Origin of the sequence: Amycolatopsis coloradensis, assembly GCF_037997115.1 — a bacterium.
In the GTDB taxonomy this organism is placed as follows: domain Bacteria; phylum Actinomycetota; class Actinomycetes; order Mycobacteriales; family Pseudonocardiaceae; genus Amycolatopsis; species Amycolatopsis coloradensis_A.
This window is the reverse complement of sequence record NZ_CP150484.1, coordinates 6,729,623-6,754,735: the sequence shown is the minus strand read 5'-3', so window position 1 is coordinate 6,754,735 and position 25,113 is coordinate 6,729,623. Positions and strand designations below refer to the sequence as shown.

Annotated in this window: 25 protein-coding genes and 1 pseudogene; 15 read left to right on the top strand and 11 right to left on the bottom strand. The window is 69.0% G+C overall.

Annotated features, from left to right (window positions below; translation table 11 throughout):
- Positions 1-70 precede the first annotated feature (70 nt).
- The 5 genes from LCL61_RS31305 to mptB form a co-directional block, all read right to left on the bottom strand.
- Complete coding sequence (locus LCL61_RS31305) at positions 71-1,018, bottom strand: acyl-CoA desaturase (RefSeq protein ID WP_340683096.1); 948 nt, start codon at positions 1,016-1,018, stop codon at positions 71-73.
- Between the two features lie 103 nt (positions 1,019-1,121).
- Positions 1,122-2,090 carry a COX15/CtaA family protein gene (locus LCL61_RS31300; protein ID WP_340683095.1) on the bottom strand — a complete coding sequence of 323 codons (969 nt, stop codon included), beginning with the start codon at positions 2,088-2,090 and terminating at the stop codon, positions 1,122-1,124.
- 64 nt (positions 2,091-2,154) lie between these two features.
- Positions 2,155-2,955: an ABC transporter permease gene (locus tag LCL61_RS31295; protein WP_340683094.1), complete on the bottom strand. Its 801-nt coding sequence runs from the start codon at positions 2,953-2,955 to the stop codon at positions 2,155-2,157.
- Positions 2,952-3,878, bottom strand: coding sequence for an ABC transporter ATP-binding protein (locus LCL61_RS31290; protein WP_340683093.1), 927 nt, complete (start codon positions 3,876-3,878; stop codon positions 2,952-2,954). The genes LCL61_RS31295 and LCL61_RS31290 overlap by 4 nt, the downstream gene beginning before the upstream one ends.
- A gap of 19 nt (positions 3,879-3,897) precedes the next feature.
- Positions 3,898-5,598 (bottom strand): polyprenol phosphomannose-dependent alpha 1,6 mannosyltransferase MptB, encoded by a 1,701-nt coding sequence (gene mptB / locus LCL61_RS31285; RefSeq protein WP_340688723.1) that lies wholly within the window; start codon positions 5,596-5,598, stop codon positions 3,898-3,900.
- 240 nt (positions 5,599-5,838) lie between these two features.
- Between mptB and LCL61_RS31280 the strand changes: the two genes are divergently transcribed.
- Genes LCL61_RS31280 through LCL61_RS31250 form a run of 7 tightly spaced genes read left to right on the top strand, consistent with a single transcriptional unit; the run spans position 5,839 to position 12,245 of the window.
- Positions 5,839-6,639 carry a helix-turn-helix transcriptional regulator gene (locus LCL61_RS31280; RefSeq protein WP_425341944.1) on the top strand — a complete coding sequence of 267 codons (801 nt, stop codon included), beginning with the start codon at positions 5,839-5,841 and terminating at the stop codon, positions 6,637-6,639.
- The gene (gene sufB / locus LCL61_RS31275; RefSeq protein WP_038515497.1) at positions 6,636-8,084 is read left to right on the top strand and encodes a Fe-S cluster assembly protein SufB; all 1,449 of its coding nucleotides are present in this window, start codon (positions 6,636-6,638) and stop codon (positions 8,082-8,084) included. The genes LCL61_RS31280 and sufB overlap by 4 nt, the downstream gene beginning before the upstream one ends.
- A 2-nt stretch (positions 8,085-8,086) precedes the next feature.
- On the top strand, positions 8,087-9,259 hold the full coding sequence (gene sufD, locus LCL61_RS31270) for a Fe-S cluster assembly protein SufD (protein WP_340683092.1): 1,173 nt from the start codon (positions 8,087-8,089) through the stop codon (positions 9,257-9,259).
- Between the two features lie 36 nt (positions 9,260-9,295).
- Positions 9,296-10,066, top strand: coding sequence for a Fe-S cluster assembly ATPase SufC (sufC, locus tag LCL61_RS31265; protein WP_007029703.1), 771 nt, complete (start codon positions 9,296-9,298; stop codon positions 10,064-10,066).
- A 39-nt stretch (positions 10,067-10,105) separates the two neighbouring features.
- Positions 10,106-11,392: a cysteine desulfurase gene (locus LCL61_RS31260; RefSeq protein ID WP_340683091.1), complete on the top strand. Its 1,287-nt coding sequence runs from the start codon at positions 10,106-10,108 to the stop codon at positions 11,390-11,392.
- Entirely contained in the window at positions 11,392-11,841 is a 450-nt protein-coding gene (gene sufU, locus LCL61_RS31255) for a Fe-S cluster assembly sulfur transfer protein SufU (RefSeq protein ID WP_007029705.1), read from the top strand. The genes LCL61_RS31260 and sufU overlap by 1 nt, the downstream gene beginning before the upstream one ends.
- On the top strand, positions 11,838-12,245 hold the full coding sequence (locus LCL61_RS31250; protein WP_034311811.1) for a metal-sulfur cluster assembly factor: 408 nt from the start codon (positions 11,838-11,840) through the stop codon (positions 12,243-12,245). The genes sufU and LCL61_RS31250 overlap by 4 nt, the downstream gene beginning before the upstream one ends.
- A 40-nt stretch (positions 12,246-12,285) precedes the next feature.
- Here the strand turns inward: LCL61_RS31250 and LCL61_RS31245 are convergent.
- Positions 12,286-12,384, bottom strand: a pseudogene (locus LCL61_RS31245) (alpha-ketoacid dehydrogenase subunit beta); the annotation flags it as partial.
- On the opposite strand from LCL61_RS31245, the gene LCL61_RS31240 reads away from it, so the two are divergent.
- Positions 12,338-12,748: a S26 family signal peptidase gene (locus tag LCL61_RS31240; RefSeq protein WP_340688721.1), complete on the top strand. Its 411-nt coding sequence runs from the start codon at positions 12,338-12,340 to the stop codon at positions 12,746-12,748. The pseudogene LCL61_RS31245 and the gene LCL61_RS31240 sit on opposite strands and share 47 nt — an antisense overlap.
- Here the strand turns inward: LCL61_RS31240 and LCL61_RS31235 are convergent.
- On the bottom strand, positions 12,672-14,636 hold the full coding sequence (locus tag LCL61_RS31235) for an ABC1 kinase family protein (RefSeq protein WP_340683090.1): 1,965 nt from the start codon (positions 14,634-14,636) through the stop codon (positions 12,672-12,674). The genes LCL61_RS31240 and LCL61_RS31235 overlap by 77 nt on opposite strands.
- Positions 14,637-14,649: 13 nt before the next feature.
- Positions 14,650-15,864: an MFS transporter gene (locus LCL61_RS31230; RefSeq protein WP_340683089.1), complete on the bottom strand. Its 1,215-nt coding sequence runs from the start codon at positions 15,862-15,864 to the stop codon at positions 14,650-14,652.
- A gap of 93 nt (positions 15,865-15,957) precedes the next feature.
- Between LCL61_RS31230 and LCL61_RS31225 the strand changes: the two genes are divergently transcribed.
- Genes LCL61_RS31225 through LCL61_RS31210 form a run of 4 tightly spaced genes read left to right on the top strand, consistent with a single transcriptional unit; the run spans position 15,958 to position 18,572 of the window.
- Positions 15,958-16,527: a TetR/AcrR family transcriptional regulator gene (locus tag LCL61_RS31225; protein ID WP_340683088.1), complete on the top strand. Its 570-nt coding sequence runs from the start codon at positions 15,958-15,960 to the stop codon at positions 16,525-16,527.
- Between the two features lie 9 nt (positions 16,528-16,536).
- Complete coding sequence (locus LCL61_RS31220; protein WP_340683087.1) at positions 16,537-17,766, top strand: sensor histidine kinase; 1,230 nt, start codon at positions 16,537-16,539, stop codon at positions 17,764-17,766.
- Positions 17,763-18,416: a response regulator transcription factor gene (locus LCL61_RS31215; RefSeq protein WP_340683086.1), complete on the top strand. Its 654-nt coding sequence runs from the start codon at positions 17,763-17,765 to the stop codon at positions 18,414-18,416. Before LCL61_RS31220 ends, LCL61_RS31215 begins: the two co-directional genes overlap by 4 nt.
- A gap of 18 nt (positions 18,417-18,434) precedes the next feature.
- Complete coding sequence (locus LCL61_RS31210) at positions 18,435-18,572, top strand: hypothetical protein (protein WP_340683085.1); 138 nt, start codon at positions 18,435-18,437, stop codon at positions 18,570-18,572.
- Positions 18,573-18,717: 145 nt separating this feature from the next.
- Here the strand turns inward: LCL61_RS31210 and cysC are convergent, their stop codons facing one another.
- Both cysC and cysD read right to left on the bottom strand, forming a co-directional pair.
- A complete protein-coding gene (gene cysC / locus LCL61_RS31205) occupies positions 18,718-20,544 on the bottom strand; it encodes an adenylyl-sulfate kinase (RefSeq protein WP_340683084.1) in 1,827 nt (608 codons plus the stop codon).
- The gene (gene cysD, locus LCL61_RS31200) at positions 20,544-21,452 is read right to left on the bottom strand and encodes a sulfate adenylyltransferase subunit CysD (protein WP_340683083.1); all 909 of its coding nucleotides are present in this window, start codon (positions 21,450-21,452) and stop codon (positions 20,544-20,546) included. The genes cysC and cysD overlap by 1 nt, the downstream gene beginning before the upstream one ends.
- A 77-nt stretch (positions 21,453-21,529) precedes the next feature.
- On the opposite strand from cysD, the gene LCL61_RS31195 reads away from it, so the two are divergent.
- On the top strand, positions 21,530-21,997 hold the full coding sequence (locus LCL61_RS31195; protein ID WP_340683082.1) for a nuclear transport factor 2 family protein: 468 nt from the start codon (positions 21,530-21,532) through the stop codon (positions 21,995-21,997).
- Positions 21,998-22,191: 194 nt separating this feature from the next.
- On the opposite strand, the gene LCL61_RS31190 is transcribed toward LCL61_RS31195, so the two are convergent.
- Positions 22,192-23,070, bottom strand: coding sequence for a helix-turn-helix domain-containing protein (locus LCL61_RS31190; RefSeq protein WP_340683081.1), 879 nt, complete (start codon positions 23,068-23,070; stop codon positions 22,192-22,194).
- Positions 23,071-23,157: 87 nt separating this feature from the next.
- Here LCL61_RS31190 and LCL61_RS31185 point away from each other — a divergent pair, with 87 nt between their 5' ends.
- Both LCL61_RS31185 and LCL61_RS31180 read left to right on the top strand, forming a co-directional pair.
- Positions 23,158-24,327: a hypothetical protein gene (locus LCL61_RS31185; RefSeq protein WP_340683080.1), complete on the top strand. Its 1,170-nt coding sequence runs from the start codon at positions 23,158-23,160 to the stop codon at positions 24,325-24,327.
- A complete protein-coding gene (locus LCL61_RS31180; protein ID WP_340683079.1) occupies positions 24,324-25,106 on the top strand; it encodes an SDR family oxidoreductase in 783 nt (260 codons plus the stop codon). The genes LCL61_RS31185 and LCL61_RS31180 overlap by 4 nt, the downstream gene beginning before the upstream one ends.
- Positions 25,107-25,113 lie beyond the last annotated feature (7 nt).

The following is a 25,113-nucleotide window of genomic DNA, read 5'->3' as shown; positions in this document are numbered from 1 at the left end:
TCCCCGCGGCGATCGCACGCCCTTGCAAAATTTGCAAGGAACGGCCCGTTCATAGCGCGCTAGGGGAGGGTCAGGCGGGTTTGGCGAGTTTCGCGGCCAAGCGCTCCGGCTTCGGCCACCGCACGTCCCGTGCCCACCCGAACTTCTCGAACAGCCAGATCACCCGTGCCGACACGTCGACCTGTCCGCGCAGGACACCGTGCCGCGCGCAGGTGGGGTCGGCGTGGTGGGAGTTGTGCCACGACTCGCCCATGGACAGGATCGCCAGCGGCCAGAAGTTCGCCGCCTTGTCACGGCTGGCGAACGGGCGCTCGCCGACCAGGTGACAGATCGAGTTCACCGACCAGGTGACGTGGTGCAGGAACGCGATCCGGACCAGCCCGGCCCAGAAGAACCCGGTCACCACACCCCACCACGACCAGCTGATCAGCCCGCCGAGCACCGCGGGCAGCGCGAGGCTCAGCGTGATCCACAGCCAGAAGTAGCGGTTCACCACGCGAAGGTCCTTGTCGGCCACCAGGTCCGGCGCGAAACGGTCGTAGTTGGTCACCTCGCGGCTGAACATCCAGCCCATGTGCGCGTGCCAGAAGCCGCGTAGCAGCGCCGAGGGCGACGTCCCGAACAGCCAGGGGGAGTGCGGGTCGCCTTCGCGGTCGGCGAAGGCGTGGTGGCGACGGTGACTGGCCACCCAGAAGATGACCGAACCCTGCACGGCGAAACTGCCGGCGATGGCGAGCGCCACGCGCAGCGGCCGCCCGGCCTTGAAGGCGCCGTGGGTGAAGTAGCGGTGGTATCCGACGGTCACCCCGAGCGTCCCGACGGTGTAGAACACGGCCGCCAGCGCCAGGTCGACCCAGGTCATGCCCCAGCCCCACACGATCGGCACGGCGGCGAGCAGCGCGACGAACGGGACCAGCAGGAAGGTCTTGAGTATCAGCATCTCCCCGGAGCCTCGGCGGTGGGAGATCAGGGGTTTGGACGGACTGGCCGGTGCGTCCGGCTCGGTGCTGGCGGTCATGCGACACCTCGTGCCTCGACTGGGTGGTGACCCCCGTGTGGGGCACCGAGCGCAGCGTAAGGGCACCGTCTGGCGAGCACGCCGCCTGGGGGTTACGTCCGGTTCAGTTCGAGGTGGCGAGTTCGCGTTCCGGAGCCGTGGCCGAGAACACGGGACCACGGTCGCGCGAGCCGCACCACAGCGCCGCCGTCGAGATGATCACGAGCGCGGAGCCGAGGACGTGGAACGAGACGAGCGCCTCCGGGACACCGAGGGCGTACTGCACCGAGCCCACGACGCCCTGGAGGACCGCGACGACCCACACGATGGTGTACCGCTTCCACAACTGCTTCGGCGTCTCGCCACGCATCAGCTGGAGCCCGAAGACGGCCAGCACGATCAGGTAGACCACCAGCAGTCCACCGTGGACCTGGGTCAGCGTCTCGATCGGGGCCTGGAGCCGGTGGGTGCCGGGGTCGCCGCCGTGCGGGCCCGCCCCGGTCACGGTGGTTCCCGCCACGAGGACGGCCCACATGGACACGGCGAGCGCGATCAGCGTCTTGCGTGCCGCGTCCGGGATCAGCCAGCGGGCGGGCTCGTCACCTTCCTTGAACGCCCGCAGCAGCAGCACAGCGAGCCAGACCAGGGGAGTGGAGGCCAGGAAGTGGAGCGCGACGGTCCACCATTCGAGTTTCGCGAGCACGGTGATCCCGCCGACGACGGCCTGCAGCATCACGCCGGCGGGCATCGTCCAGGCCAGTTTCACCAGACGGCGGCGGCTCGGGTGCTCGATCTGCACGCGCCACGCGGTGATCACGCACAGCGCGGCGACGAGGATGACCACGCCGGTCAGCAACCGGTTGCTGAACTCGATCCACTGGGTGAGCATGTCCAACTCGGGGTGCGCGACCGGCACGATGCTGCCTTCGACGCACTGCGGCCAGGTCGGGCAGCCGAGGCCCGAACCCGTGACCCGGACGACCGATCCGGTGACGCCGATGCCCGCCTGGGCGATCACCGCCGCTATCGCGACCGCTCGCTGGACCGCGAACGAGGGATACGGCAGACGCGCTACAAGGCTCTGGAACGGCACCGTCCGATGCTAGAACGCCGTTCCTGAGAGCGTTCCACCGGCCACACGCGGTGTGTCGGCCGCCTCAGGTGAGCTTGGTGGTCTTGCTCGCCAGCGCGCCCGCGACGACACCCCAGCCGACGAGCACCGCGAACGGGCCCCAGCCGAACGAACCGTCCAGCAGCACCGATCGCAGGCCTTCGGCGAGCGCGCCCGAAGGCAGCAGTTCGACGATCCACGCGACGCCGGACGGCATGGTCGACGGCGCCAGCAGGATGCCGCCCGCGAGCAGCAGCACGAACCAGACGATGTTCGCCAGCGCCAGCACGGCCTCCGCGCGCAGCGCCCCGCCGAGCAGCAGGCCCAGCGCGCCGAACGCGAGCGTGCCGACGATCAGGAACGGGATCGCGCCGAGGATCCCGCCGAGCGACGGCGACCAGCCCAGCAGCGCGGCGACGGCACCGAGGATCACCGCCTGCAGCGCGACCACCACCAGCGCGGCGGCCACCCGGCCCGCGACGAGCAGCCAGCGGGGCAGCGCGGTGGCGGAAAGGCGTTTGAGGACGCCGTAGCGGCGGTCGAACCCCAGCGCGATGGCCTGTCCGGTGAACGCCGAAGACATCACCGCCAGCGCCAGGATCCTCGGCGTGATCCAGTCCACTTTGGACGAATCGCCGAGTTGCGACGACGGCAGGATGTCCAGCAGCGACAGGCCGATCAGCAGCGCGAGCGGGATGAGCAGGGTCAGCAGGATCTGCTCGCCGTGGCGCAGCGTCAGGCTCGCCTCGACCTTCGCGTGCGTGCGCAGCATCTTGCCGAGCGAACCGCGACCGGGGGCCGGGGTGAACGTGCCCGCGGTGAACCGCGGTGTGGGCAGCGTCGTCATGCGCGCAGTTCCCGTCCGGTCAGCTCCAGGAAGACCTCTTCCAGCGTGCGCCTGCCGACCTGGAGTTCCTCCGGCATGACACCCTGCTGTGCGCACCACGCCGTCACCGTCGACACCACCTGCGGGTCGATCGCGCCCTCGACGAGGTACGTCCCCGGCGCCGACTCGTGGACGAGGTGCCCCTCGGGCAGCGCCGCGGTCAGCAGCGCGGTGTCGAGCCGCGTCCGCGCCTTGAACCGCAGCTGCGCGGTCTCACCGGCCTCGACGGTCAGCGACTGCGGGGAACCTTCGACGACGACCTTGCCGTGGTCCACGATCACCACGGTGTCGGCCAGCGTTTCGGCCTCCTCCATCAGATGCGTGGTGAGCAGCACGCTGACCCCATCGGCGCGCAGCGCTTCGAGCAGATCCCAGACCAGGCGGCGGGCCTGCGGATCCATGCCCGCCGTCGGCTCGTCGAGGAAGAGCAGCTCCGGCCGCCCGACGAGCGCGCAGGCGAGGGAGAGCCGTTGCTGCTGCCCGCCGGAAAGCCGTTTGAACGGCGTCTTCCTCGCTCCCGAAAGACCGAGGACGTCCAGCAGCCAGGCCGGGTCGAGCGGGTTCGCCGCGCACGCGGCGACCAGGCCGAGCATTTCGTCGGCGCGGACGCCGGGATACGCGCCGCCGCCCTGGGGCATCACGCCGATCCGGGGCCGCAGCGCGGCGCCGTCGCGCGCCGGGTCCAGGCCCAGCACACGGACTTCGCCGTCGTCAGGCCGCAGGAAGCCTTCGCAGATCTCGACGGTGGTGGTCTTGCCGGCCCCGTTCGGGCCGAGCAGAGCGAGCAGCGTGCCACGTTCCATCCGCAGGTCGAGTCCATCGACGGCGGTGGTGGATCCGTAGCGTTTCACCAGCCCGGTGATCTCGGCGGCGGGGGCGTTCACGACAGGTCACGATACGGCCTCACACCGGGACCGAATGCTCCGGGGACGGTCTGGACAGCAGCAGTGGTGAGAGGCGGTGGACGATGAACAGCCCCAGTAGCGTGACGACCCCGGCGGCGGCCCACGCGAACGGCAGGACGAAACCACGGCCCTCGAAGGTGCTTCCCGTCGTCGGCAGCAGGAACGGCAGGACGGCGGTGACGATCGTCGCGGCGATGCGGAACCGCGAGGTCCCCGCCGCCGCGGCGAGCGGGATGATCGCCCACAGCAGGTACCAGGGCTGCAGCGCGACGTGCAGTACCATCACCGCGCCGAGGGAGACACCGAGGCCGATGATCGGCCGGTAGCGCCATTTGAAGCTGTCCCAGAGGAACTTGACCGTCACCGCGCCCGCGACGAGATAGCCGAGTGAGCCGAGGATCGGCACCATCGCGTTGGTGTGGTTGCCGAGACCGAGCGCGATGCCGAGGACACCGCCGAGCGCGGCGAGTTCCGACGTCGGCGAAATCCAGGAGCGGACCAGTCCCGGCGTGCCGAGCGCGCCGACCCAGCCGAAACCGAGGCCCGTGCCGTAACAGACCGCCACCAGGGTCACACCGAACAGCAACGCCATCGGCACCGCCGCGGTGACCAGGTCCTTGATCCGGCCGTGCCATCGTCTGGCCACCATCACCGTGAAGAACGGCAGCGCCAGGATCGCGTTGATCTTCACCGCGACGCCGAGAGTGATGAGCACCACCCCGAGCCCGATGTAGAGGAGTTCGCCCTTGGCCAGCGGGGGCGGCTCGTCGTTCTTGAACCGCACCGGCATCCGCTGGAGACCGATCTCCAGCCCGGCCACCATGAGCCCGATCGCGAGCGCGTCGTTGTGGGCGCCCGCGACGAAGTGGAAGATCAGCAGCGGGTTCGCCGCGCCGAGCCACAGCGCGGTGGCGGGCTGCACGCCGAACCGCCGGGCCAGCCGGGGCAGCGCCCAGATGATCAGGATGACGCCGATCAGCGCGAGCCCGCGCTGCAGCAGGACCCCGGTGACGATGTTTCCGCTGCTCAGCGGGGCGAGCCAGCCGCCGAGACGCAGCAGCAGCGGGCCGTACGGCGCCGGGGTCTCGCGCCACATGTTGGAGACACCCGAGGTCAGCGGGTCGGAGACGCCCAGGGCCTCGGCCGGGCCGAGGGAGTACGGGTCCATCCCGCGGGCGACGATCTCGCTCTGCGCCAGATAGCTGTAGACGTCGCGNAGGGAGTACGGGTCCATCCCGCGGGCGACGATCTCGCTCTGCGCCAGATAGCTGTAGACGTCGCGGGAGAACAGCGGCGGGATGAACAGCAGCGGCGCGCACCAGAGCGCGATGGTGCGGGCGAGCTGGCCCTGGGTGGCGAGGCGGCGGCGCGCGGGCTGCGCGAACCGGCCGAGCAGCAGCCAGCTGAGCACGATGATCGCCATGCCCGCCAGGCCCATCGCGAGCGAGACCATGGGGATCCGGGTGAACAGCCGCAGGACCGGGATCTCCTGGACCGGGTTGATCACCGGGGCGGCGCCCGCGCCGAGCGAGCCGAGGGCGAGGAACAGGGAACCGACCGCGCCGAACCGGCGGACCACGTTCAGCCCGCGCAGTTCCTTGTCGTCCAGGGGTTCCGGATCGTGCGGGCGCCCGGGGACGAGCGTCGCCACCGACCCCGCCGACCCCACGGCCCGGTCTTCCGGCTCTGCCCCGTCCATGTCCCGCTGTGCCGGGTGATCGCCCACTGCCACGCACGAAGGGTAGCGATGCCGGGAACAGATCGGGCGGGTACGTGGTTACCGAGGGCTGAAGGGGCCCTTCGCCGCATGCGACGCGGTGAAGGACGCTTTCGTCTCGTCGCATGCGGTGAAAGCGTCCTTCAGCCGCCAACGTGACCCACGCCACTCCGTGAGGCACCCCTCTTTGCCGTCTCCCCGGAAATACGTCACACTTGTGTTGTGAAAAAGACGGGAACGCAGGACGAGGCCGGTGGCGACATGCTCCGCGCCGAGGTCCAGCCTGTCCCCGCGCAGGTCGGCCCCGAGGGGCGGACCAGGCATGAAGTGGCCCGCTTGCTGCTGGAACAGGGTCCGATGACCGCCGTCGTGGTGGCCGAGCAGCTGGGGATCAGCGCCGCCGCCGTCCGCCGTCATCTCGACGCGCTGCTCGCCGACGGCGAGGCCGAAACCCGGGACGCGCCGCGCCGCGGCCCCCGCGGACGAGGCCGTCCGGCCAAGAACTTCCTGCTCACCGAAGCCGGCCGCGCCCGGTTCGGGCACGCCTACGACGACCTCGCGTCCTCGGCCATCCGCTTCCTCGCCGAGCACGCCGGCGAAGACGCCGTGAAGGCCTTCGCGGAGGCTCGGGTCGCTTCGCTGGTCGGTCCGCATCAAGACGCGATCACCAAGCACACGGATCCCGCCTCGCGCGCCGAGGCCCTCGCTGCGGCGCTGACCAGGGAGGGTTACGCTGCGTCGACCCGTCAGGTCGGTGTCGGCGAACAGCTCTGCCAGCACCATTGCCCGGTCGCCCACGTCGCCGCCGAGTTCCCTCAGTTGTGTGAAGCCGAAACCGAGGCTTTCGCGGAACTTCTGGGTACTCACGTCCAGCGGCTGGCGACCATCGCACGCGGTGACAACGCGTGCACCACACACGTACCCGTCGTCTCGGCGGGTCACCCGGCCACACCCGGGCCGGGAAGCACGGCGCCCTCCCCAGGGCGCACAGCACGGATCCCGAATGGAGGGAAACCCGCATGACTGCCGCTGCCGAGCAGCGCACTCCCACCACCGCGCCCATGAGCCAGGAAGAGACCATCGAGTCCCTTGGCAAGTACGCGTTCGGCTGGGCGGACTCCGACGAGGCGGGCTCAACGGCCCGTCGCGGACTGAACGAGGACGTCGTCACCGACATCTCCTCGAAGAAGTCCGAGCCGGAGTGGATGCGCGAAGCGCGACTCAAGGCGCTCAAGCTCTTCGACTTGAAGCCGATGCCCAACTGGGGTGCGGACCTCTCCGGGATCGACTTCGACAACATCAAGTACTTCGTGCGGTCCACGGAGAAGCAGGCCACTTCGTGGGAAGACCTGCCCGAGGACATCAAGAACACGTACGACAAGCTGGGCATCCCCGAGGCGGAGAAGCAGCGCCTCGTCGCCGGTGTCGCGGCGCAGTACGAGTCCGAGGTCGTCTACCACCAGATCCGCGAGGACCTGGAGGCGCAGGGCGTCCTGTTCCTGGACACCGACACCGCGCTCAAGGAGCACCCGGAGATCTTCAAGGAGTACTTCGGCTCCGTGATCCCGGCCGGGGACAACAAGTTCTCCGCGCTGAACACCGCGGTGTGGTCCGGCGGTTCGTTCATCTACGTGCCCAAGGGCGTCAAGGTGGACATCCCGCTGCAGGCGTACTTCCGCATCAACACCGAGAACATGGGTCAGTTCGAGCGGACCCTGATCATCGTCGACGAAGACGCCTACGTGCACTACGTCGAGGGTTGCACCGCGCCGATCTACCAGTCCGACTCGCTGCACTCGGCGGTCGTGGAGATCATCGTGAAGAAGGGCGCTCGCTGCCGGTACACGACCATCCAGAACTGGTCGAACAACGTCTACAACCTGGTCACCAAGCGCGCCAAGTGCGAAGAGGGCGCGACCATGGAGTGGATCGACGGCAACATCGGCTCCAAGGTCACGATGAAGTACCCGTCCGTGTTCCTCATGGGCGAGCACGCCAAGGGCGAGGTCCTCTCGGTCGCGTTCGCGGGCGAGGGCCAGCACCAGGACGCCGGCGCGAAGATGGAGCACCTGGCGCCGCACACCTCCTCGACCATCGTGTCGAAGTCGGTGGCGCGCGGCGGTGGCCGCACCTCCTACCGCGGCCTGGTCAAGGTCGCGAAGCGGGCGCACCACTCGCGGTCCAGCGTGGTCTGTGACGCGCTGCTGGTCGACACGATCTCGCGGTCGGACACGTACCCGTACGTCGACATCCGCAACGACGAGGTCTCCATGGGCCACGAGGCGACCGTCTCGAAGGTCAGCGAAGACCAGATGTTCTACCTCATGTCGCGCGGTCTCGACGAGGCCGAGGCCATGGCGATGATCGTGCGCGGGTTCGTCGAGCCCATCGCGCGTGAGCTGCCGATGGAGTACGCGCTCGAGCTGAACCGCCTGATCGAGCTTCAGATGGAAGGGTCCGTCGGCTAGTCATGTCGGTTACCGAGAACAACGTTTCCGAAGCGATGCGCGAAGGGGTCGTCATTCCGGCGACCTCTCGCGCGGAGCGCTTCACCTCCTACGACGTCGAGGCCTTCGAGGTCCCCGGCGGTCGTGAGGAGAACTGGCGTTTCACTCCGATGAAGCGGCTGCGTGGCCTGCACGACGGGTCCGCCGCCGCTTCGGGTTCGGCCACAGTGGACGCCGACGCCGCGCCCGAACTGAAGATCGAGACGGTCGGCCGGGATGACGAGCGCCTCGGCGCCGCGGGTGTCCCGAGCGACCGGATCGCCGCGCAGGCGTACTCCTCGTTCACCGAGGCCACCGTCATCACGGTGCCCAAGGAGACGAAGACGTCGAAGCCGTCGACGGTGAAGATCACCGGCCCCGGCGAGGGCAAGGTCGCCTATGGGCACGTGCAGGTGCGCGCCGAGCAGTTCTCCGAGGCCGTCATCGTCCTCGACCACACCGGCTCCGGCACCTACGCCGACAACGTCGAGTTCGTCATCGGCGATTCGGCGAACGTGACCGTGGTCAGCGTCCAGGACTGGGCCGACGACGCGGTGCACGTCTCCGAGCAGCATCTCAAGCTCGGCCGCGACGCCAGCCTCAAGCACATCGTCATCACCCTGGGCGGTGACCTCGTCCGCGTCTCGCCGACGGCGACGTTCGCCGACAAGGGCGGCGACGTCGAGATGCTCGGCCTGTACTTCGCCGACTCGGGCCAGCACCAGGAGCACCGGCTCTTCGTCGACCACGCGGTGCCGAACTGCAAGTCGCGGGTGATGTACAAGGGCGCGCTGCAGGGCGACGACGCGCACACCGTGTGGGTCGGCGACGTGCTGATCCGGGCGGCCGCCGAGGCCACCGACACCTACGAGCTCAACCGCAACCTGGTGCTGACGCCGGGCGCGCGGGCGGACTCGATCCCGAACCTGGAGATCGAGACCGGCGAGATCGAAGGCGCGGGCCACGCGAGCGCGACGGGAAGGTTCGACGACGAGCAGTTGTTCTACCTCCAGTCGCGTGGAATCGGCGAAGACGCCGCGCGTCGCCTGGTCGTACGCGGGTTCTTCCACGAGATCCTGGTCAAGATCGGCGTTCCCGAGGTGCGCGAGCGTCTCGAGGCCGCGATCGAAGCCGAGCTCGAAGCCGTGGGCGTCTAAGCCCTCGTCCGTCCACATCAGACTTTTAGGAAAGAAATGCCTACGCTGGAAATCAAGGATCTGCACGCCTCGGTCACGACCGAGGAGGGCCCCAAGGAGATCCTCAAGGGCGTCAACCTGACGATCAAGTCGGGCGAGACCCACGCGATCATGGGCCCCAACGGTTCGGGCAAGTCCACGCTGTCCTACGCCATCGCCGGCCACCCCAAGTACGAAGTCACCTCCGGGCAGGTCCTGCTCGACGGTGAGGACGTGCTGGAGATGAGCGTCGACGAGCGCGCCCGCGCGGGCCTGTTCCTCGCCATGCAGTACCCGGTCGAGGTTCCGGGCGTGTCCATGTCGAACTTCCTCCGCACCGCGGCCACCGCGGTCCGTGGCGAGGCCCCCAAGCTGCGCCACTGGGTCAAGGAGGTCAAGGAAGAGATGGGCAAGCTGGAGATCTCGTCCGAGTTCGCCGAGCGTTCGGTGAACGAGGGCTTCTCCGGGGGAGAGAAGAAGCGCCACGAGATCCTGCAGCTGGCGCTGCTCAAGCCGAAGATCGCCATTCTCGACGAGACCGACTCCGGCCTCGACGTCGACGCGCTGCGCGTCGTGTCCGAGGGCGTCAACGAGTTCAAGGCCAACAACGACGCCGGCGTCATGCTGATCACGCACTACACGCGGATCCTGCGGCACATCACGCCCGACTTCGTGCACGTCTTCGCCGGCGGCAAGATCGTCGAGTCCGGCGGCCGTGAACTCGCGGACGAGCTGGAGGAGAACGGGTACGTCAAGTACACCGGCTCCGCCGAGACCGCCGCCGTCTGATCACTGAACTTCACGACTACACCGAGAGGAGTTGGCCCGATGACCACCACCACGGCTAACTCTGTTCCGCTGGACGTAGCGGCCATCAGGGCCGACTTCCCGATCCTGACCCGCACGGTCCGGGACGGGAAACCCTTGGTGTATTTGGATTCCGGTGCGACGTCCCAGAAGCCGGCGCAGGTGCTCGAAGCCGAGCGCCGGTTCCTGGAGACCTCGAACGCCGCGGTGCACCGCGGCGCGCACCAGCTCGCCGAGGAGGCGACCGACGCCTACGAGTCCGCCCGCGTGCGGATCGCGGAGTTCGTCGGCGCCTCCCCGCACGAGCTGGTGTTCACCAAGAACGCCACCGAGGGCATCAACCTCGTCGCCTACGCGATGAGCAACGCCGCCACGGCCGGTCCCGAGGCCGAGCGGTTCAAGCTCGGGCCCGGCGACGAGATCGTCATCACCGAGATGGAGCACCACGCGAACCTGGTTCCGTGGCAGCAGCTCAGCCAGCGCACCGGCGCGACGCTGAAGTGGTTCTCCGTCACCGCGGACGGACGGCTCGACCTGTCCAATGTGGACGAGCTGATCACCGAGCGGACCAAGGTGCTCGCGTTCACCCACCAGTCCAACGTGCTCGGCACGATCAACCCGGTCGAGTTCCTGGTGAAGAAGGCCCGCAAGGTCGGCGCGCTGGTCGTGCTGGACGCCTGCCAGTCGGTGCCGCACTTCCCGGTGGACCTGCACGCGCTGGACGTCGACTTCGCCGCTTTCGCCGGGCACAAGATGGTCGGCCCGTACGGCATCGGTGTCCTCTATGGACGCCGTGAGCTGCTCGAAGCGATGCCGCCGTTCCTGACCGGCGGCTCGATGATCGAGCTGGTCCGCATGGAGCAGACCACCTTCGCCGCGCCGCCGCAGCGGTTCGAGGCGGGCACCCCGATGACGTCGCAGGCCGTCGGCCTCGGCGCGGCCGCCGACTACCTGTCGGCGATCGGCATGGATCGGGTCGCCGCGCACGAACACCTCCTCACCGAGGCGGCGCTCGCCGGGCTCGGCGAGATCCCTGGTGTGCGGATCATCGGCCCCACCGACATGATCGACCGCGGCGGACTGGTGTCGTTCGTCATCGACGGCGTCCACCCGCACGACTCCGGTCAGGTGCTGGACAGTCTCGGTGTCGCCGTCCGCGTCGGGCACCACTGCGCGTGGCCGCTGCACCGGGCCTGCTCGGTGCCCGCGACCGTGCGCGCGTCGTTCTACGTCTACAACACACTGTCCGAAGTGGACGCGCTGGTGAACGGTGTGCGTGAGGCGCAGAAGTTCTTCGGGGTGGCGTGATGAATCTCGAAAGCATGTACCAGGAGATCATCCTGGATCACTACAAGAACCCGCACGGCCGTGGCCTGCGCGAGCCGTTCGACGCCGAGTCGTTCCAGGTCAACCCGACCTGCGGCGACGAGGTGACGCTGCGGGTGAAGGTCGACGACGGGAAAGTCGCCGACGTCTCCTACGAGGGACAGGGCTGTTCGATCAGCCAGGCCTCCACGTCGGTCTTGACGGATCTCGTCGTCGGGCACACCGTGGAGGAGGCGTTCACCACCATGGACGCCTTCGTCGAGCTGATGCAGGGCAAAGGGCAGATCGAACCCGACGAGGACGTGCTGGAGGACGGCATCGCCTTCGCAGGCGTGGCCAAGTACCCGGCCCGCGTGAAATGCGCCCTGCTCGGGTGGATGGCGTTCAAGGACGCCGTCGCCCGCACGACCAACGGAGTTGAGACGGCATGACCGAACAGCAGACCGAAACCCGCGAGGGGCGCACGGCCGCCGACCTCGACGCCGAGACCGCCGCCGCCCCGGACGCCGCCGACGTGGCGAAGGTCGAGGACGTCGAAGAGGCGATGCGCGACGTCGTCGACCCCGAACTCGGCATCAACGTCGTCGACCTCGGACTGGTCTACGACATCCGGGTCGAGGCGGACAACACCGCCACCATCGACATGACCCTGACCTCGGCGGCCTGCCCGCTGACCGACGTCATCGAGGACCAGACCGGAGCCGCGCTCGTCGGCGGGGGAACGGGACTGGTCAAGGACTTCCGGATCAACTGGGTCTGGATGCCGCCGTGGGGTCCGGAGAAGATCACCGACGACGGCCGCGAACAGCTGCGGGCGCTCGGCTTCACCGTCTGATCTTTTTCTCTCTGCGTGAAGGCCTCCTTCCCTCGGCTCAGCCGCCCGCGTAGGGAATGCGGATGACCATCGGCAGCGACAGTGCGCCGCGGGTGCGGTTACGCAGTTTCGCTACATGCGAGGTGATCTGCTCGAAGGCGGNCTTCAGCGTCCAGGTACCGCCGGGCGCGGTGTTCGTCGTGGGGGATCAACGGAACAATTCCCGGGACTCGCGGATCTACGTCGGTATGCCCGGCGACGGTGCCGTCCCCCTGTCCAAGGTGTACGGGGTCGTCGTCGGCATGGGGAGCACCCTCGACGCCGAGCCCTTCCCGCAGACCACAGCCTTCGTCGAAGCCGGACTCCCCGGGGATCCCGTGTCCGACACCGGCTTCCGTACCTCGCGGAACCTCGTGTTCGCCGGCGCCGGACTCGTCGTCCTCGGTGTCATCGGGACGATCGTGACCGTTGTCCGCTCCGCCGGAAAACGACGAAGAGCAGCCGCAATCCCACCAGCGCACTGACCACGAGCAGGTTGTAGCCGAACATCTGGTGCAGCGTGACCCCGTCCAGCACCTGCGGGCCGGTCGCGCTGCCCAGCAGCAGCACGGCCATCAGCCCGGTGGCCACGCCGACGAACGCCAGCAGGATCTCGTGCACCAGTCCGGTGACCACGTCGCGGTCGCGTTCGTCGGAGAACAGCCGGACGTTGACCGAAAGCCTGCCCTGTTCCAGCGCGTTGCCGATGCGGTCGACGCGGCGCGGCAGCCGCCGCAGCACCGGCAGGAGCGCCATCAGTTCGTTGGTGGCCGTGGACCGCAGCGATTCCGGCCGCAACCCGGCACCTACCTGCTCGGCGGCGTAGGCGCGGGATTCGACGACGATGTTGAACCCCGGCGCCAGCGCGGCCAGCGTTCCCTCCAGGGTGGCCAGCGCGCGGAACACGGCGGCTATCGGCGGGGGCACGCTGAGGCGGAAGTCGGCGATCACCCGGAACAGGTCGGTGAACATGTCCAGATCCGGCGCCTGTCCGTGGTTGAAATGCTTGGCCACCAAGGACCCCAGTGCCCGCTCCAGACGGCGCTCCTCGATCTCGTCCGGCCGGTCGACGATCTCCAGCAGACCGTCGCGCAACGCGGCCGGGTCGCCGCGGTCGAGGGCGAGGATGAGGTTCTGCAGCCCGCCGCGCAGGCCCGAGTCGAGCCGTCCGACGGAGCCGAAGTCGAGTAGGCCGAGCCTGCCGTCGGTGAGCAGCAGGACGTTGCCGGGATGCGGGTCGGCGTGGAAGACGCCGCTGCCCATCACCTGGCCGAGCACACACCGCAGCATCGACCGCGCGAGGTCGGCCCGTTCCGCGGCCGGGACCTGCTCCCGCGCGGCGGCGAGCGGTTTGCCTTCGAGGCGCCGCATCACCAGGACACGTTCGGTGGACAGTTCTTTGTGGACGGTCGGCAGGGCGACCTCGGTGCCGGGGGAGGCCGCCGCGACCGCTTCGATGTTCCTGGCTTCGGTGCGGAAATCGAGCTCTTCGACGAGTGCGTCGGCGAATCCTTCGGCGAGGTCCACGACGCCGAGCGAACGCGCCCAGCCCGCGCGCTGGTCCAGCGCGGCCGCCACCCGGCGGACGATGTCGAGGTCCCGGTCGACCAGCGCCTGCACGCCGGGCCGCTGCACCTTGACGACCACCTCCTGCCCGTCGCGCAGCTTTGCCCGGTAGACCTGCGCGATCGACGCGGCCGCGATCGGTTCCGGGTCGAACTCGGCGAAGATCTCATCCGGATTCCCGCCCAGTTCCTCCCGCAGCACCGTCGCGACCTCGTCGGCGTCGGCGAAGGCGACCTGGTCCTGGAGTTTGCTGAGCTCGTCGACGAACACCGGCGGGAGCAGATCGGAGCGCGTCGAGAGCAGTTGGCCGAGTTTCACGAACGTCACGCCGCCCTCCTCCAGCGCACGCCGCAGCGATCGCGCCAGTTTGGCGTGCCGGACCTGGGCGAGGCCGGATTCGCGACGGCCGGTGAGGTACCGGCCGAGGCCGTGCTTGATCGCGATCCGGGTGATCTGCGAGTAGCGCCGCGTCCGCGCCGCGCGGCGGCGAAGTGACCGGATCCTGCCGATGAGCCCCAGCCCGGAGCCCGACGGCATCGCGAGTTCCGCGACGAACAGGAAGATCAGCGTCGCGAGGAACGCGCCGCCCGCCACCGGGATGACCAGCCCGGCGAAGGCCCCGCCCGTGTACATCGGCGAGGGGAACGCGCTGAGGATGCCGCCCGCGACGAGCCAGCCGAAACCGGCGGCGCAGAACGCGCGGATCACGCCGATCCGCACACCCAGCACGCGGCGGGCGGCGACCACGAGTGGCCACAGCATCAGCGCGTAGACGGGCAGGGTGAGCAGGCCGAGCAGCAGGTTCATGCCGAAGAGCACATCACGCGCAGTCCGCGCGGGATTCCCGCTCCGGCGGGACGGTACTCACCCTCGAGAGGGAGCGGACCCCGAAGTTGTAGGTAGTGGTCGCCTCCCTGGGCGCGAACAGGACGCCGAGGACGGCGATCGCCGCCGCCGCGAGGAAGCCGGCACGAAGATCGAGGAGATCGCCGAGGAGACCGATGAGCGGTGCCCCGGCGGCCTGCCCGAGTGCCAGCGCCAGGAAGGCCACGCCGACACCGAACGCGGGCGCCGCCGGATAAGCCCTGGTGCCCCAGAGGATCAGGACGCCGGTCAGTCCGATGTAGACGGCCCCGAAGATCGCGGCCGCGATGACGAGCGCGGGGAGCGACCGAGTGGCGAGGGCGAAGAGCACCGTGGCGGAGGCGAACAGGATCATCCCTGCCGACCAGGCCCGCCGCAGTCCCGCCCGGGAGGTCAGTTCGGCGGTGAACGCGCCCGCCAGGCCGACCGCGCCGAGGACGATCCACACCACCGTCGACGCGGTCTCGTCGAGCCCGCCGGCGCTCACGGCGATGTCCCGGCCGAACGTCCAGATCGCGGCGCTGGCCAGGCCGAGCGTCGCGGCGGCGGGCAGCAGCCGCCCGGTGGCGGGTGGGAAGAGCGGCACCGGCAGTCCACGCGCGCGGTCCTCCTTGACCGGCGGCACGACCCGGGCGATCCACAAGGTCACCAGCGCAGAGGCCGCCGCGAAGGCCCACCAGGCCATTCGCCAGTCACCGATGGCGAGCAGGGAGACCGGGCCGGAGATCAGCACGCCGAGTCCGGTCCCGGCGTTCACCACGGACTGGGCACGGTCACGGCGGGTTGCCCGGACGACGCGGGAAACCGCGTCAGCGAGCGAAGGGGAGGCCAGGCCCGTGCTGGCGCCGGCGAGGACGACACCGAGCGCGAGCACGCCGGCGTTCGGCGCTGCCGCGATCAAGGCGGTTCCCGCGGTGGCCGTCGTCCCGGCGGCGAGCGCGCCCGCCCGCGCTCCCCAGCGGGTCGTGATGGCGGTCGAGGCGACGACGGCGAGGCAGTACGCGACGTAGCTTCCCGCCGCGATGGCGCCGAGAGCGCCGCCGTCGAGGTCGAACTCCGTCCGGAGAGTCGGCGCGAAGAGGCCGTATGCGTACCGCGCGAGTCCGTAGGAAACCGCGATCAGCGACAACCCGGCCGCGGTGAGGGTCAGTTCGCGTTTGTATGAAGACACCAGCTGCTCTCCTTCCTGTGTATACCGATCGGTATACGTCAGGAGTGTTCCCGCATTTCGTGTACACGTCAACCGATCGGTATAGTCGGAACCATGCTGACCCCAGCCGGCGAGCGTGTCCTGAGCGCCGCGAGTGAGCTTTTCTACCGAGAGGGCCTCAATGCGGTGGGCGTCGCGGCCGTGGCCGAAGCCGCCGGCGTCACGAAGAAGACCCTGTACGCGTGCTTCGGGTCGAAGACGGAGCTCACCGTCGCGTACTTGCGACGTCGTCACGACGTCTGGTGGGCGTATCTCGAGGAGCGGCTGGCCGAAGCCGATCGTCCTCGGGCGCTCGTGGTCTTCGACGCCTACATCGACCACCCCCGGCTCGGGAGCGACAGGGGTTGCGCGTTCCTGAACGCGGCCGCCGAACTGCCCGCCGGGCATCCCGGACTCGACGTGATCCGGCGGCATAAGGCGGCGGTACGGGCGAAGTTCGCCGAGCTCCTCCGCGAGGACGCCCCCGGCGCGGCCGATCCGGAGCGGCTCGCGGAACAGCTCTTTCTCCTGCTCGAGGGCGCTGTCGCGCATACCGGCATCGACGGGGACGCGCACCGCGTCACGCTCGCGAGGGAGATCGCGGAGATACTCGTGAGGGATACGCGCGAAGCCGGCGCACGCTAGAAAGAGCGCATGCGACTTTTCGGCCCGCTCGTCGACCGCGCGACCTACCGCCGGTGGGTGTACTTCATCCTCGGTGGCGCGCTGAGTGTGCCGTACATCCTCTTCGCGGCCATCGTGGTGCCGTCGTTGCTCCCCCTCGTCGTGACGGTGGAACGCGGCATCGTCGTCGCGATGATCACCGTCGTCCTGGTGATGATCGCGTCGTCGTTCATCCCCGCAGTCCGGGTGCTGGAGGGCGCGGCCGTGCGGGAACTCCTGGACGATCCCGTACCCGGAGTGACGTTCGGGCCCGCGGCGAGCTGGCCCGTCCGCCTGCGTTCGACCGCGATGTTCCTGCTGCACGTGAGCACCGGCTGCGTCGTCAGCCTGGTGAGCCTGCTCGTCCCGGTCGCGTTCGGCTTCACGATCGCGGCTCCGTTCAGCGGCAGGATCGCGCTGACCGACGAGAGCGCGATCGAGGTGCCCCAGGGCTGGGCGAGCGCGTGGATCCCGGTCGCATTCCTGCTCGGCGTGGTCGCGCTGGCCTACGTCGTGTGGGGAGCGGGCGCGGTGCTGACCCGCTGCGCCGAGAGCCTGCTGGGGGTCTCGGCCGCGGAGCGGATCGCCCAGCTGGAGAAGCGCACCGAACAACTCGCCGAACGCAACCGGCTCGCGCGCGAACTGCACGACTCGGTCGGGCACGCGCTGAGCGTCGTGACCATCCAGGCCGGGGCCGCGCGCCGGACACTGAGGTCGGACCCCGATTTCACCGAGCAGGCGCTGACCGCCATCGAGGACTCCGCGCGCGCCGCGCTGGACGACCTCGACCACGTGCTCGGGCTGCTGCGTGACGAGGCGTCGTCGAGGACCCCGCAATCGGGGCTGGCGGAGCTGCCCGCGCTGGTCGAAGCGACACGGCTGGCGGGCGCCGAGGTGGCGGCGGAGGTGCGGGGTGAACCGTCCTCGGTGCCGCCGGTCGTCTCTCGTGAGGCGTACCGGATCCTGCAGGAATGCCTGACGAACGCGCTGCGGCACGCCGGTAAGGTTCCGGTGACGGTCCTCGTCGACGCCGGAACGGAGCTGTTGCGCTTGCGGGTGTCCAACCCGCTCGGCGCCGCGGCGCCGTCTCGCGACGGGGGCGGCCGGGGGCTGAGGGGAATGACGGAACGGGTGGAAGTGCTCGGAGGCACGATCACCGCGGGCCGTGCGGACGGATTCTGGAAGGTCGAGGTGGCGGTGCCATGGGGGAAACGGCGATGAGCATCGGGGTACTGCTGGTCGACGACGAACAGCTCATCCGGGCGGGGTTGCGGGCGATCGTCGCCTCCGAGCCCGACCTGGAGGTCGTGGGCGAAGCGTCCGACGGCGCCGAAGTGCCTGGGCTGGTCTCGCGGTTCCGGCCCGACGTCGTGCTGATGGACGTCCGGATGCCTTCGGTCGACGGGATCCGCGCGACCACCCATTTGGTGTCCACTATGGACAATCCGCCGAAGGTGATCGTGGTGACCACCTTCGAGAACGACGACTACGTCTACGACGCCCTGCTCGCCGGTGCGAGCGGCTTCCTGCTGAAGCGGGCCCGGCCCGAGGAGATCGTCGCGGCGATCCGGACGGTGGCGGCGGGGGAGTCGCTGCTGTTCCCGGCCGCGATCCGGCGGCTGGCCGCGCAACAGGTGAACCGGGGCCCGCAGGACGGTCTCGCCGGCGCCGGACTCACCGAACGCGAAAGCGAGGTGCTGCGGCTGATGGCGGGTGGACTGTCCAATGTGGAGATCGCGGGCGAGCTGTACCTCGGCGTGCAGACGGTCAAGACGCATGTGGGGAACGTGCTCGCGAAACTCGGCGCGAGGGACCGGACGCAAGCGGTGATCAAGGCCTACGACACCGGATTCGTCACACCGGCGGGCTGAACGGGGCAGGGTTCCGGAGTGGACACCAACGTCGATCGCCGTCGCCTGCCGGGGCTGGGTACGGTCGCCGTCGCGGGCGCCGTGCTCGGGGCGGCGCAGATCGGTCAAGCCGCCGAAGAGTCCGAATCAGACACTCCCGCTCGGTCGAGAAGCTGACTTCCGCCACCGCCCGCACCTACGCGGCCGCTCCGTATCGGGGGTCCGACGGCGGCTGAAGGGGGTGGGAGTCGGTGCTCATGTCGCGAAAGCCACTTTCGCAACGCGCCTTGTTCCTGGGTAATGCGGGGAAAGCGTCCTTCCGCTACTCCAGGGCGGCGAGGATCAGCGCGGCCATCGCGGCCGGATCCCCGTTTTCCGGGCGCAGCACCAGATCCGGGCTCTTCGGCTGCTCGTAAGGAGCGTCCACCCCGGTGAACCCGCTGATCTCACCCGCGCGTGCCTTCGCGTACATCCCCTTGGGGTCGCGGTCTTCGCAGACTTCGAGCGGGGTGTCGACGAAGACTTCGAGGAACGGCAGCCCGGCCGCCTCGTGCGCGGCGCGGGCCAGTTCGCGGTCGGCCCGGTACGGGCTGATCAGGGAGACCACCGACACCACCCCGGCGTCGGCGAACAGCTTCGCGACTTCGGCGACGCGACGGACGTTCTCGGCGCGATCGGCGGGGCTGAAGCCGAGGTTCCCGTTCAACCCGTGCCGGAGGTTGTCGCCGTCCAGCAGGTACGCGGGCCTGCCGGACGCGACCAGCCGCCGCTCCAGTTCCACGGCCACACTCGACTTCCCGGACGCGGAAAGCCCGGTGAGCCAGACGGTCAGCCCGCGTGTCGCCCGTTCCGTCCTGCTGACCGCGGCGGTGTGCCAGACGACGTTCGAAGCGGTCACGCTCGGGCCGGTGATCATGCCGGCCGCGACCGTCGCCCCGGAGTGCTCGTCAACGAGGAGGAAGCCACCGGTGGAGCGGTTGCGGCGGTAGGAATCGAACAGCAGCGGCTGCCGTGCGCGCAGCCGGATCCGGCCGATTTCGTTGAGTGACAACGACTCCGCGGTCTCGTCGCGGTGCAGGGTGGTGACGTCGAGCCGGTAGTCCAGTTCGCGGATCTCGGCCTTGGTCTCCCGGGTGGTGTGCCGCACGACGTAGGTGGAGCCGGGTTTCAGCGCCCCTTGTTCGGAGAACCAGCACACCATCGCGTCGACGTCCCTGCTGGTGTGGGGACGGTTTCCGGGGCGGCAGATCAGGTCACCACGGCCGAGGTCGAGGTCGTCTTCGAGTTCGATCGTGACGGCCTGCGAGGCGAAGGCCTCGGTGACCGTGGTGCCGCCCGGGCCCCAGATCGCGCGCACCGTCGTGGTGAAGCCGGACGGCAGCACGGCGACCTCGTCGCCGGGTTTGAACACCCCGCCGGCGACTGTTCCCGCGTAGCCGCGGAAGTCGCGGCTGTGCTCCCGGATCACGTATTGCACGGGGAATCGCGCGTCGATGAGATTGCGATCCGAGGCCACATGCACCTGTTCCAGGTGGTGCAGCAGGGAAGTCCCTTCATACCAGGGCATACTGGCGCCCCGGTGCACGACGTTGTCGCCGTGCAGCGCCGACATCGGCACGAAGGTGAGATCGTGCACCTGGAGTTTCATGGCGAAGCGGCGGAATTCCTCGCGGATCTCTTCGAAGCGCTGCTGAGACCAGCCGACCAGGTCCATCTTGTTGACACACAGCACCAGATGCGGGATTCCCAGCAGGCTGGCCAGGAACGCGTGCCGCCGCGACTGTTCGAGCACGCCCTTGCGGGCGTCGATCAGGATCAGCGCGAGATCCGCGGTGGACGCCCCGGTGACCATGTTCCGGGTGTACTGCACGTGCCCCGGCGTGTCGGCGATGATGAACTTCCGCCGGGGCGTGGCGAAGTAGCGGTGGGCGACGTCGATGGTGATGCCTTGTTCGCGTTCCGCGCGGAGACCGTCGGTCAGCAGCGCGAGGTTCGGGTACGCCTCGCCGCGGTCGCGGCCGGCACGTTCGATGGCTTCGAGCTGGTCGGTGAACACCGTCTTCGAATCGAACAGCAGACGGCCGATCAGGGTCGACTTCCCGTCGTCGACACTGCCCGCGGTCGCGAGGCGGACCAGCGAAGCGCTCATCAGAAGTAGCCTTCCTTCTTCCGGTCTTCCATGCCCGCCTCGGAGATCCGGTCGTCGGCGCGGGTGGCGCCGCGTTCGGTGAGCCTGCTGACGGCGACCTCGGCGACCACCTCGCCCGGCGACGTCGCCGTCGACTCGACGCAGCCGGTGCAGGTCGCGTCGCCGACGGTCCGGAAACGAACCGTTGCCTCGTAAGGACTTTCGCCTTCGTTCAGGGTGAGGAACCGGGTGTGCGCGAGCAGCATCCCGTCCCGCTGGACGACCGGACGCCGATGCGAGTAGTAGATCGACGGCAGGTCGACGTTCTCGGCTTCGACGTACTGCCAGATGTCGAGTTCGGTCCAGTTCGACAGCGGGAAGACGCGGATGTGCTCGCCCTTGCGGTGCCTGCCGTTGTAGAGGTCCCAGAGTTCCGGCCGCTGATTGCGCGGGTCCCACTGGCCGAACTCGTCGCGGAAGCTGAACACGCGCTCCTTCGCGCGGGCCTTCTCCTCGTCGCGCCGCGCTCCGCCGAACACGGCGTCGAAAGCATGCTCGCGGATGCCCCTGAGCAGGGCGGCGGTCTGAAGACGGTTGCGGCCGGCCTTCGGGTCTTCGACGACCCGGCCGGCGTCGATGTCGTCCTGGACGCTGGAGACGACGAGCCTGAGCCCGTACCTGTCGACGGTGCGGTCACGGAATTCGACGACCTCGTCGAAGTTGTGCCCGGTGTCGACGTGCATCACCGGGAACGGCGGCGGTGACGGCCAGAACGCCTTGGCCGCCACGTGGAGCATCACCATCGAGTCCTTGCCGCCGGAGAACAGCAGCACCGGCCGTTCGAAGGTCGCCGCGACCTCGCGGAAGATGTGCACGGCTTCGGCTTCCAGTGCTTCGAGGTGGGTGAGCTCGTATGCCGGGGACGCCATCGTGACCTCCGTGGTTCGAGATCAGAAAAGTAGAACAAGTTCTTGTGCTTGGTCAAGGGCTGGGGGACGCTGTCGGCATGGACCTGGTCGCGCTCGAAGAGATCCGTCGCCTGAAAGCCCGCTACCTCCGCTGCCTCGACCTCAAGCTGTGGGACGAGATGGCCGAGACCCTGACCGCCGACGCGCACGCGCGCTACGGCACGCCGTCGTACGGCGAACCACTGACCTTCGAAAGCCGCGAAACGATCGTCGAGTTCTTCCGGAACGCGGTCGGCCCCGGCGTCACGACGGTGCACTTCGCCGGCCAGCCGGAGATCGACGTCGACGGCGACACCGCGACGGGCACGTGGCTGATGCGGGACAAGGTGATCGTGCCCGAACACCGGGTGGTGATCGAGGGCGCCGCGTACTACGAGGACACCTATCGGCGGGTGGACGGCGTGTGGCTGACCGCCTCGACCCAATACGACCGGCTGTACGAGACGATGATGTCGATGGACGACGTGCCGAGCCTGAAGCTCACCGCGAACCGGTGGGCTTCCTGACCCGCGCGAACCCGGAACACGCCACTTCCGCGTTTAGTCCTCTGAATGCGGCAGTCGCGCCGGGTGCGGTCTCGGCGATGTCCCCAAGGTGGCATTAGGGACGCTCAGCCTGGCTCCAATGCCACATTGGGGACACTGGAAGGTCCTCGTGGCGCGCACGGAAGCCGGAACACGCGACCCCCGCATTCAGAGGACTAAACGCGGGGGTGGCGGCCTCCGGATTCGGCGGTGACGGCGTCGGCGGTGGCGACCAGCGCCGCGCCCCGCCGCGCGATCTCCGCGCCGGTGATCGGTTCGCCGACCGAGAGCGTGAGCACGAGCTCTTGCCGTCCCGAAGCGTCGAACGTCGGCGCGGCGAGCAGGCTCACCGCGTGCTTGCGGCGCGGCTCCAGATCGGCGCCGAGGTAGACGCGCTCGCCGAGGCTCGACACGAGTTCTCCCACCAGGCCCCGCACTTCCGGCGGGAGTTCCTCCGCGCCGACGCCCGCCATCAGCGCGTAGAGCCGCCGCCCCGCGGCCGTCAGGCTCTCCACCAGGTAACCGTGCTCCCGGCATTCGGCGACGACGCGACGCAAGTGCGCTTCGTCCAGCCGCACCGGAACCGCCGGCGGTTTGGCGAGCCACGCGTCGAACGCCCCGTCGGAATCCCACAGCACGTACATCAGGCCGACCGGCGGCGCGAACGGATAGGTCTCGCCCAGTTTGATCCGGCCGGGACCGGCGCTCTGCAACATCAGGATCCGGTCGCCGACCACGGCCGACGCCGTGCACGTGGCGCCGTATCGCCTGCTCAGCTCCTCCAGATGACGGCGCGCGACCTCGCTCGCGCCGAATCCTTCGCTCGCGACGCGGCCGGCGGCGACCATCGCCGGGCCGAGCCGGTACGTGACCGGCTGAGGGTCCCGGATCAGGTAACCGCCCGCCGTCAGCTCGGTGACGATGCCGAGACAGGTCGGTTTGGCCAGGTCCAGCTCGCGGGCGAGTTCCGACAGGCCGAAGCGACGGCCCGGGTGCGCGGCGAAGAAGTCGAGCAGCCGCACGACTCGCTCGGTGGGCGGTGAGCGCCGGGTCATTGACCCATCCTTAGAACGCGTTCTAGTCTGATGGCACGAAGAACGTACCAGGTCGGTACGTATTTGTACCAGTATGAGGAGTCGCCGGTGCTCACTCAACCGTTCGCGGACGCGATCGTCGAAGCAGAGAAGATCATCGCGGAGGCGCCGCATATCCGGACCGAACAGGATTTGGTCGAGGGGTACGACTACCTCGCGGGCAGCATCCGCGCGTCCCTGCAGATGGCGTGGGCCTACGAACGGGACTATCCGTTCTTCACCCAGTCCACCGGGCCGTACACGAAGATGGGCCTGGACAACCCGGACACGCTGTACTTCAACGCGAACATCCGCGAGGACCGCGAATACGTCGTCACCGGGACGCGGGGGAGCACGGCCGACGTCAGCTTCCAGGTCCTCAACGGCGACTATTCACCCGTCGAGGTGCCCGACAGTCTCGCCGCCTTCGACGACCGCGAGATCGAGATCGCCGAGGACGGCTCGTTCGAACTCCGCTTCGGGCCGGCGAAACCCGACCCTGGACCCAACTACTTCGTGCTCGGCCCTGGTTCGTCGATGCTCGTGGTGCGTGAGGTCTACAGCGACTGGGCCACCGAACGCCGCGGCACGATCCAGATCCAGTGCGCCGACACCGCGGGTGGCGCGCCCGCGCCGCTCACCCGCGACGGGCTGGCCAAACGCTACGGCGTCACCGGCAAGATCCTGCTGAGCAGGCTTCGTACTTTCCTCGCGTTCCCGAAGTGGTTCTACCTGAACCTGCCGGTGAACACGATGACCGAGCCGCGGCCGACGCCGGGGGGCCTGACCACGCAGTACTCGTCGGCCGGGCACTACGAACTCGGCGACGAGGAGGTCCTGATCGTGACGGTGCCGCGTTCGGACGCGCCGTATCAGGGCATCCAGCTCGGCAGCGTCTGGTATCTCTCGCTGGACTACATCAACCATCAGACGAGCCTCACCGCCGACCAGGCGCGGGTCGACCCCGACGGCAAGATCCGCTTCGTGATCAGCGAACGCGACCCCGGCCTGGCGAACTGGCTCGAACGCACCGGGCACGACCGCGGCTACGTCCAGATCCGGTGGCAGCGCCTGTCCCGCGCGCTGGACAAGACCGACGGCCCCGAGGTCGAGGTGGTGAAGTTCGGCGAACTCGCCGACCGGCTGCCGTTCCACGACGAGGCGCGCGTGACCCCGCGGGAATGGGCGGACCGGATCTCGGCCCGGCAGAAGGCCGTCGCGGCGAGGATGCTGGGATGACGGATCTCTTGCGGGACCGAGTGGTCGTGGTCTCCGGGGTCGGCCCTGGGCTCGGCCGGTCGATCGCCGTGCGCTGCGCCGCGGCGGGCGCCGACGTCGTCCTCGCCGCCCGAACCGAATCCCGGCTCGCGGAGGTCGCCCAGGAGGTCGACGCGCTCGGCCGCCGCGCGGTCGCCGTGCCCACCGACATCACCGACGACGCTTCGGCGGCGAACCTCACCGAGGCCGCGGTGACGGCGTTCGGCCGGGTGGACGCCTTGGTGAACAACGCCTTCGCCATCCCGCCGATCATGGACCTCGCCGACGTCGACCTCACCGACGTGCGAGCGGGCTTCGAGACCAACGTACTCGCCGCACTTCGGCTCACGCGCCTGTTCACGCCCTCGCTCGCCGAGAGTGGCGGTTCGGTGGTGATGATCAATTCGGCTGTGCTGCGGCATTCCCGGCGGACGTTCGGCGCCTACAAGATGGCGAAAGCGAGCCTGCTCGCGCTCGCGCAGAGCCTCGCCTCGGAACTCGGGCCGCGGGGGATCAGGGTCAATTCCGTGGCACCGGGCTACATCTGGGCGGACTCGCTGAAGTGGTACTTCGCCTATCTGGCCGGGGAACGCGGGGTTCCGCCGGAGCAGGTGTACGCCGAGACGGCGGAGACGATCGACCTGCGCCGCCTCCCGGAACCGGACGAGATCGCCGACACCGTCGTGTTCCTGGCCTCGTCGCTCGCCCGGTGCGTCACCGGCCAGTGCCTCGACGTCAACGCCGGCGAATACCACCACTGAAGGGAAC

What these genes read in the sequence shown, in the direction of transcription:
- LCL61_RS31305 (WP_340683096.1), bottom strand. Translation starts at nt 1,018, where the DNA reads ATGACCGCCAGCACCGAGCCGGACGCACCGGCCAGTCCGTCCAAACCC.
- LCL61_RS31295 (WP_340683094.1), bottom strand. Translation starts at nt 2,955, where the DNA reads ATGACGACGCTGCCCACACCGCGGTTCACCGCGGGCACGTTCACCCCG.
- sufB (WP_038515497.1), top strand. Translation starts at nt 6,636, where the DNA reads ATGACTGCCGCTGCCGAGCAGCGCACTCCCACCACCGCGCCCATGAGC.
- sufD (WP_340683092.1), top strand. Translation starts at nt 8,087, where the DNA reads ATGTCGGTTACCGAGAACAACGTTTCCGAAGCGATGCGCGAAGGGGTC.
- sufC (WP_007029703.1), top strand. Translation starts at nt 9,296, where the DNA reads ATGCCTACGCTGGAAATCAAGGATCTGCACGCCTCGGTCACGACCGAG.
- LCL61_RS31260 (WP_340683091.1), top strand. Translation starts at nt 10,106, where the DNA reads ATGACCACCACCACGGCTAACTCTGTTCCGCTGGACGTAGCGGCCATC.
- sufU (WP_007029705.1), top strand. Translation starts at nt 11,392, where the DNA reads ATGAATCTCGAAAGCATGTACCAGGAGATCATCCTGGATCACTACAAG.
- LCL61_RS31250 (WP_034311811.1), top strand. Translation starts at nt 11,838, where the DNA reads ATGACCGAACAGCAGACCGAAACCCGCGAGGGGCGCACGGCCGCCGAC.
- LCL61_RS31235 (WP_340683090.1), bottom strand. Translation starts at nt 14,636, where the DNA reads ATGAACCTGCTGCTCGGCCTGCTCACCCTGCCCGTCTACGCGCTGATG.
- LCL61_RS31225 (WP_340683088.1), top strand. Translation starts at nt 15,958, where the DNA reads ATGCTGACCCCAGCCGGCGAGCGTGTCCTGAGCGCCGCGAGTGAGCTT.
- LCL61_RS31220 (WP_340683087.1), top strand. Translation starts at nt 16,537, where the DNA reads ATGCGACTTTTCGGCCCGCTCGTCGACCGCGCGACCTACCGCCGGTGG.
- LCL61_RS31215 (WP_340683086.1), top strand. Translation starts at nt 17,763, where the DNA reads ATGAGCATCGGGGTACTGCTGGTCGACGACGAACAGCTCATCCGGGCG.
- cysC (WP_340683084.1), bottom strand. Translation starts at nt 20,544, where the DNA reads ATGAGCGCTTCGCTGGTCCGCCTCGCGACCGCGGGCAGTGTCGACGAC.
- cysD (WP_340683083.1), bottom strand. Translation starts at nt 21,452, where the DNA reads ATGGCGTCCCCGGCATACGAGCTCACCCACCTCGAAGCACTGGAAGCC.
- LCL61_RS31195 (WP_340683082.1), top strand. Translation starts at nt 21,530, where the DNA reads ATGGACCTGGTCGCGCTCGAAGAGATCCGTCGCCTGAAAGCCCGCTAC.
- LCL61_RS31190 (WP_340683081.1), bottom strand. Translation starts at nt 23,070, where the DNA reads ATGACCCGGCGCTCACCGCCCACCGAGCGAGTCGTGCGGCTGCTCGAC.
- LCL61_RS31180 (WP_340683079.1), top strand. Translation starts at nt 24,324, where the DNA reads ATGACGGATCTCTTGCGGGACCGAGTGGTCGTGGTCTCCGGGGTCGGC.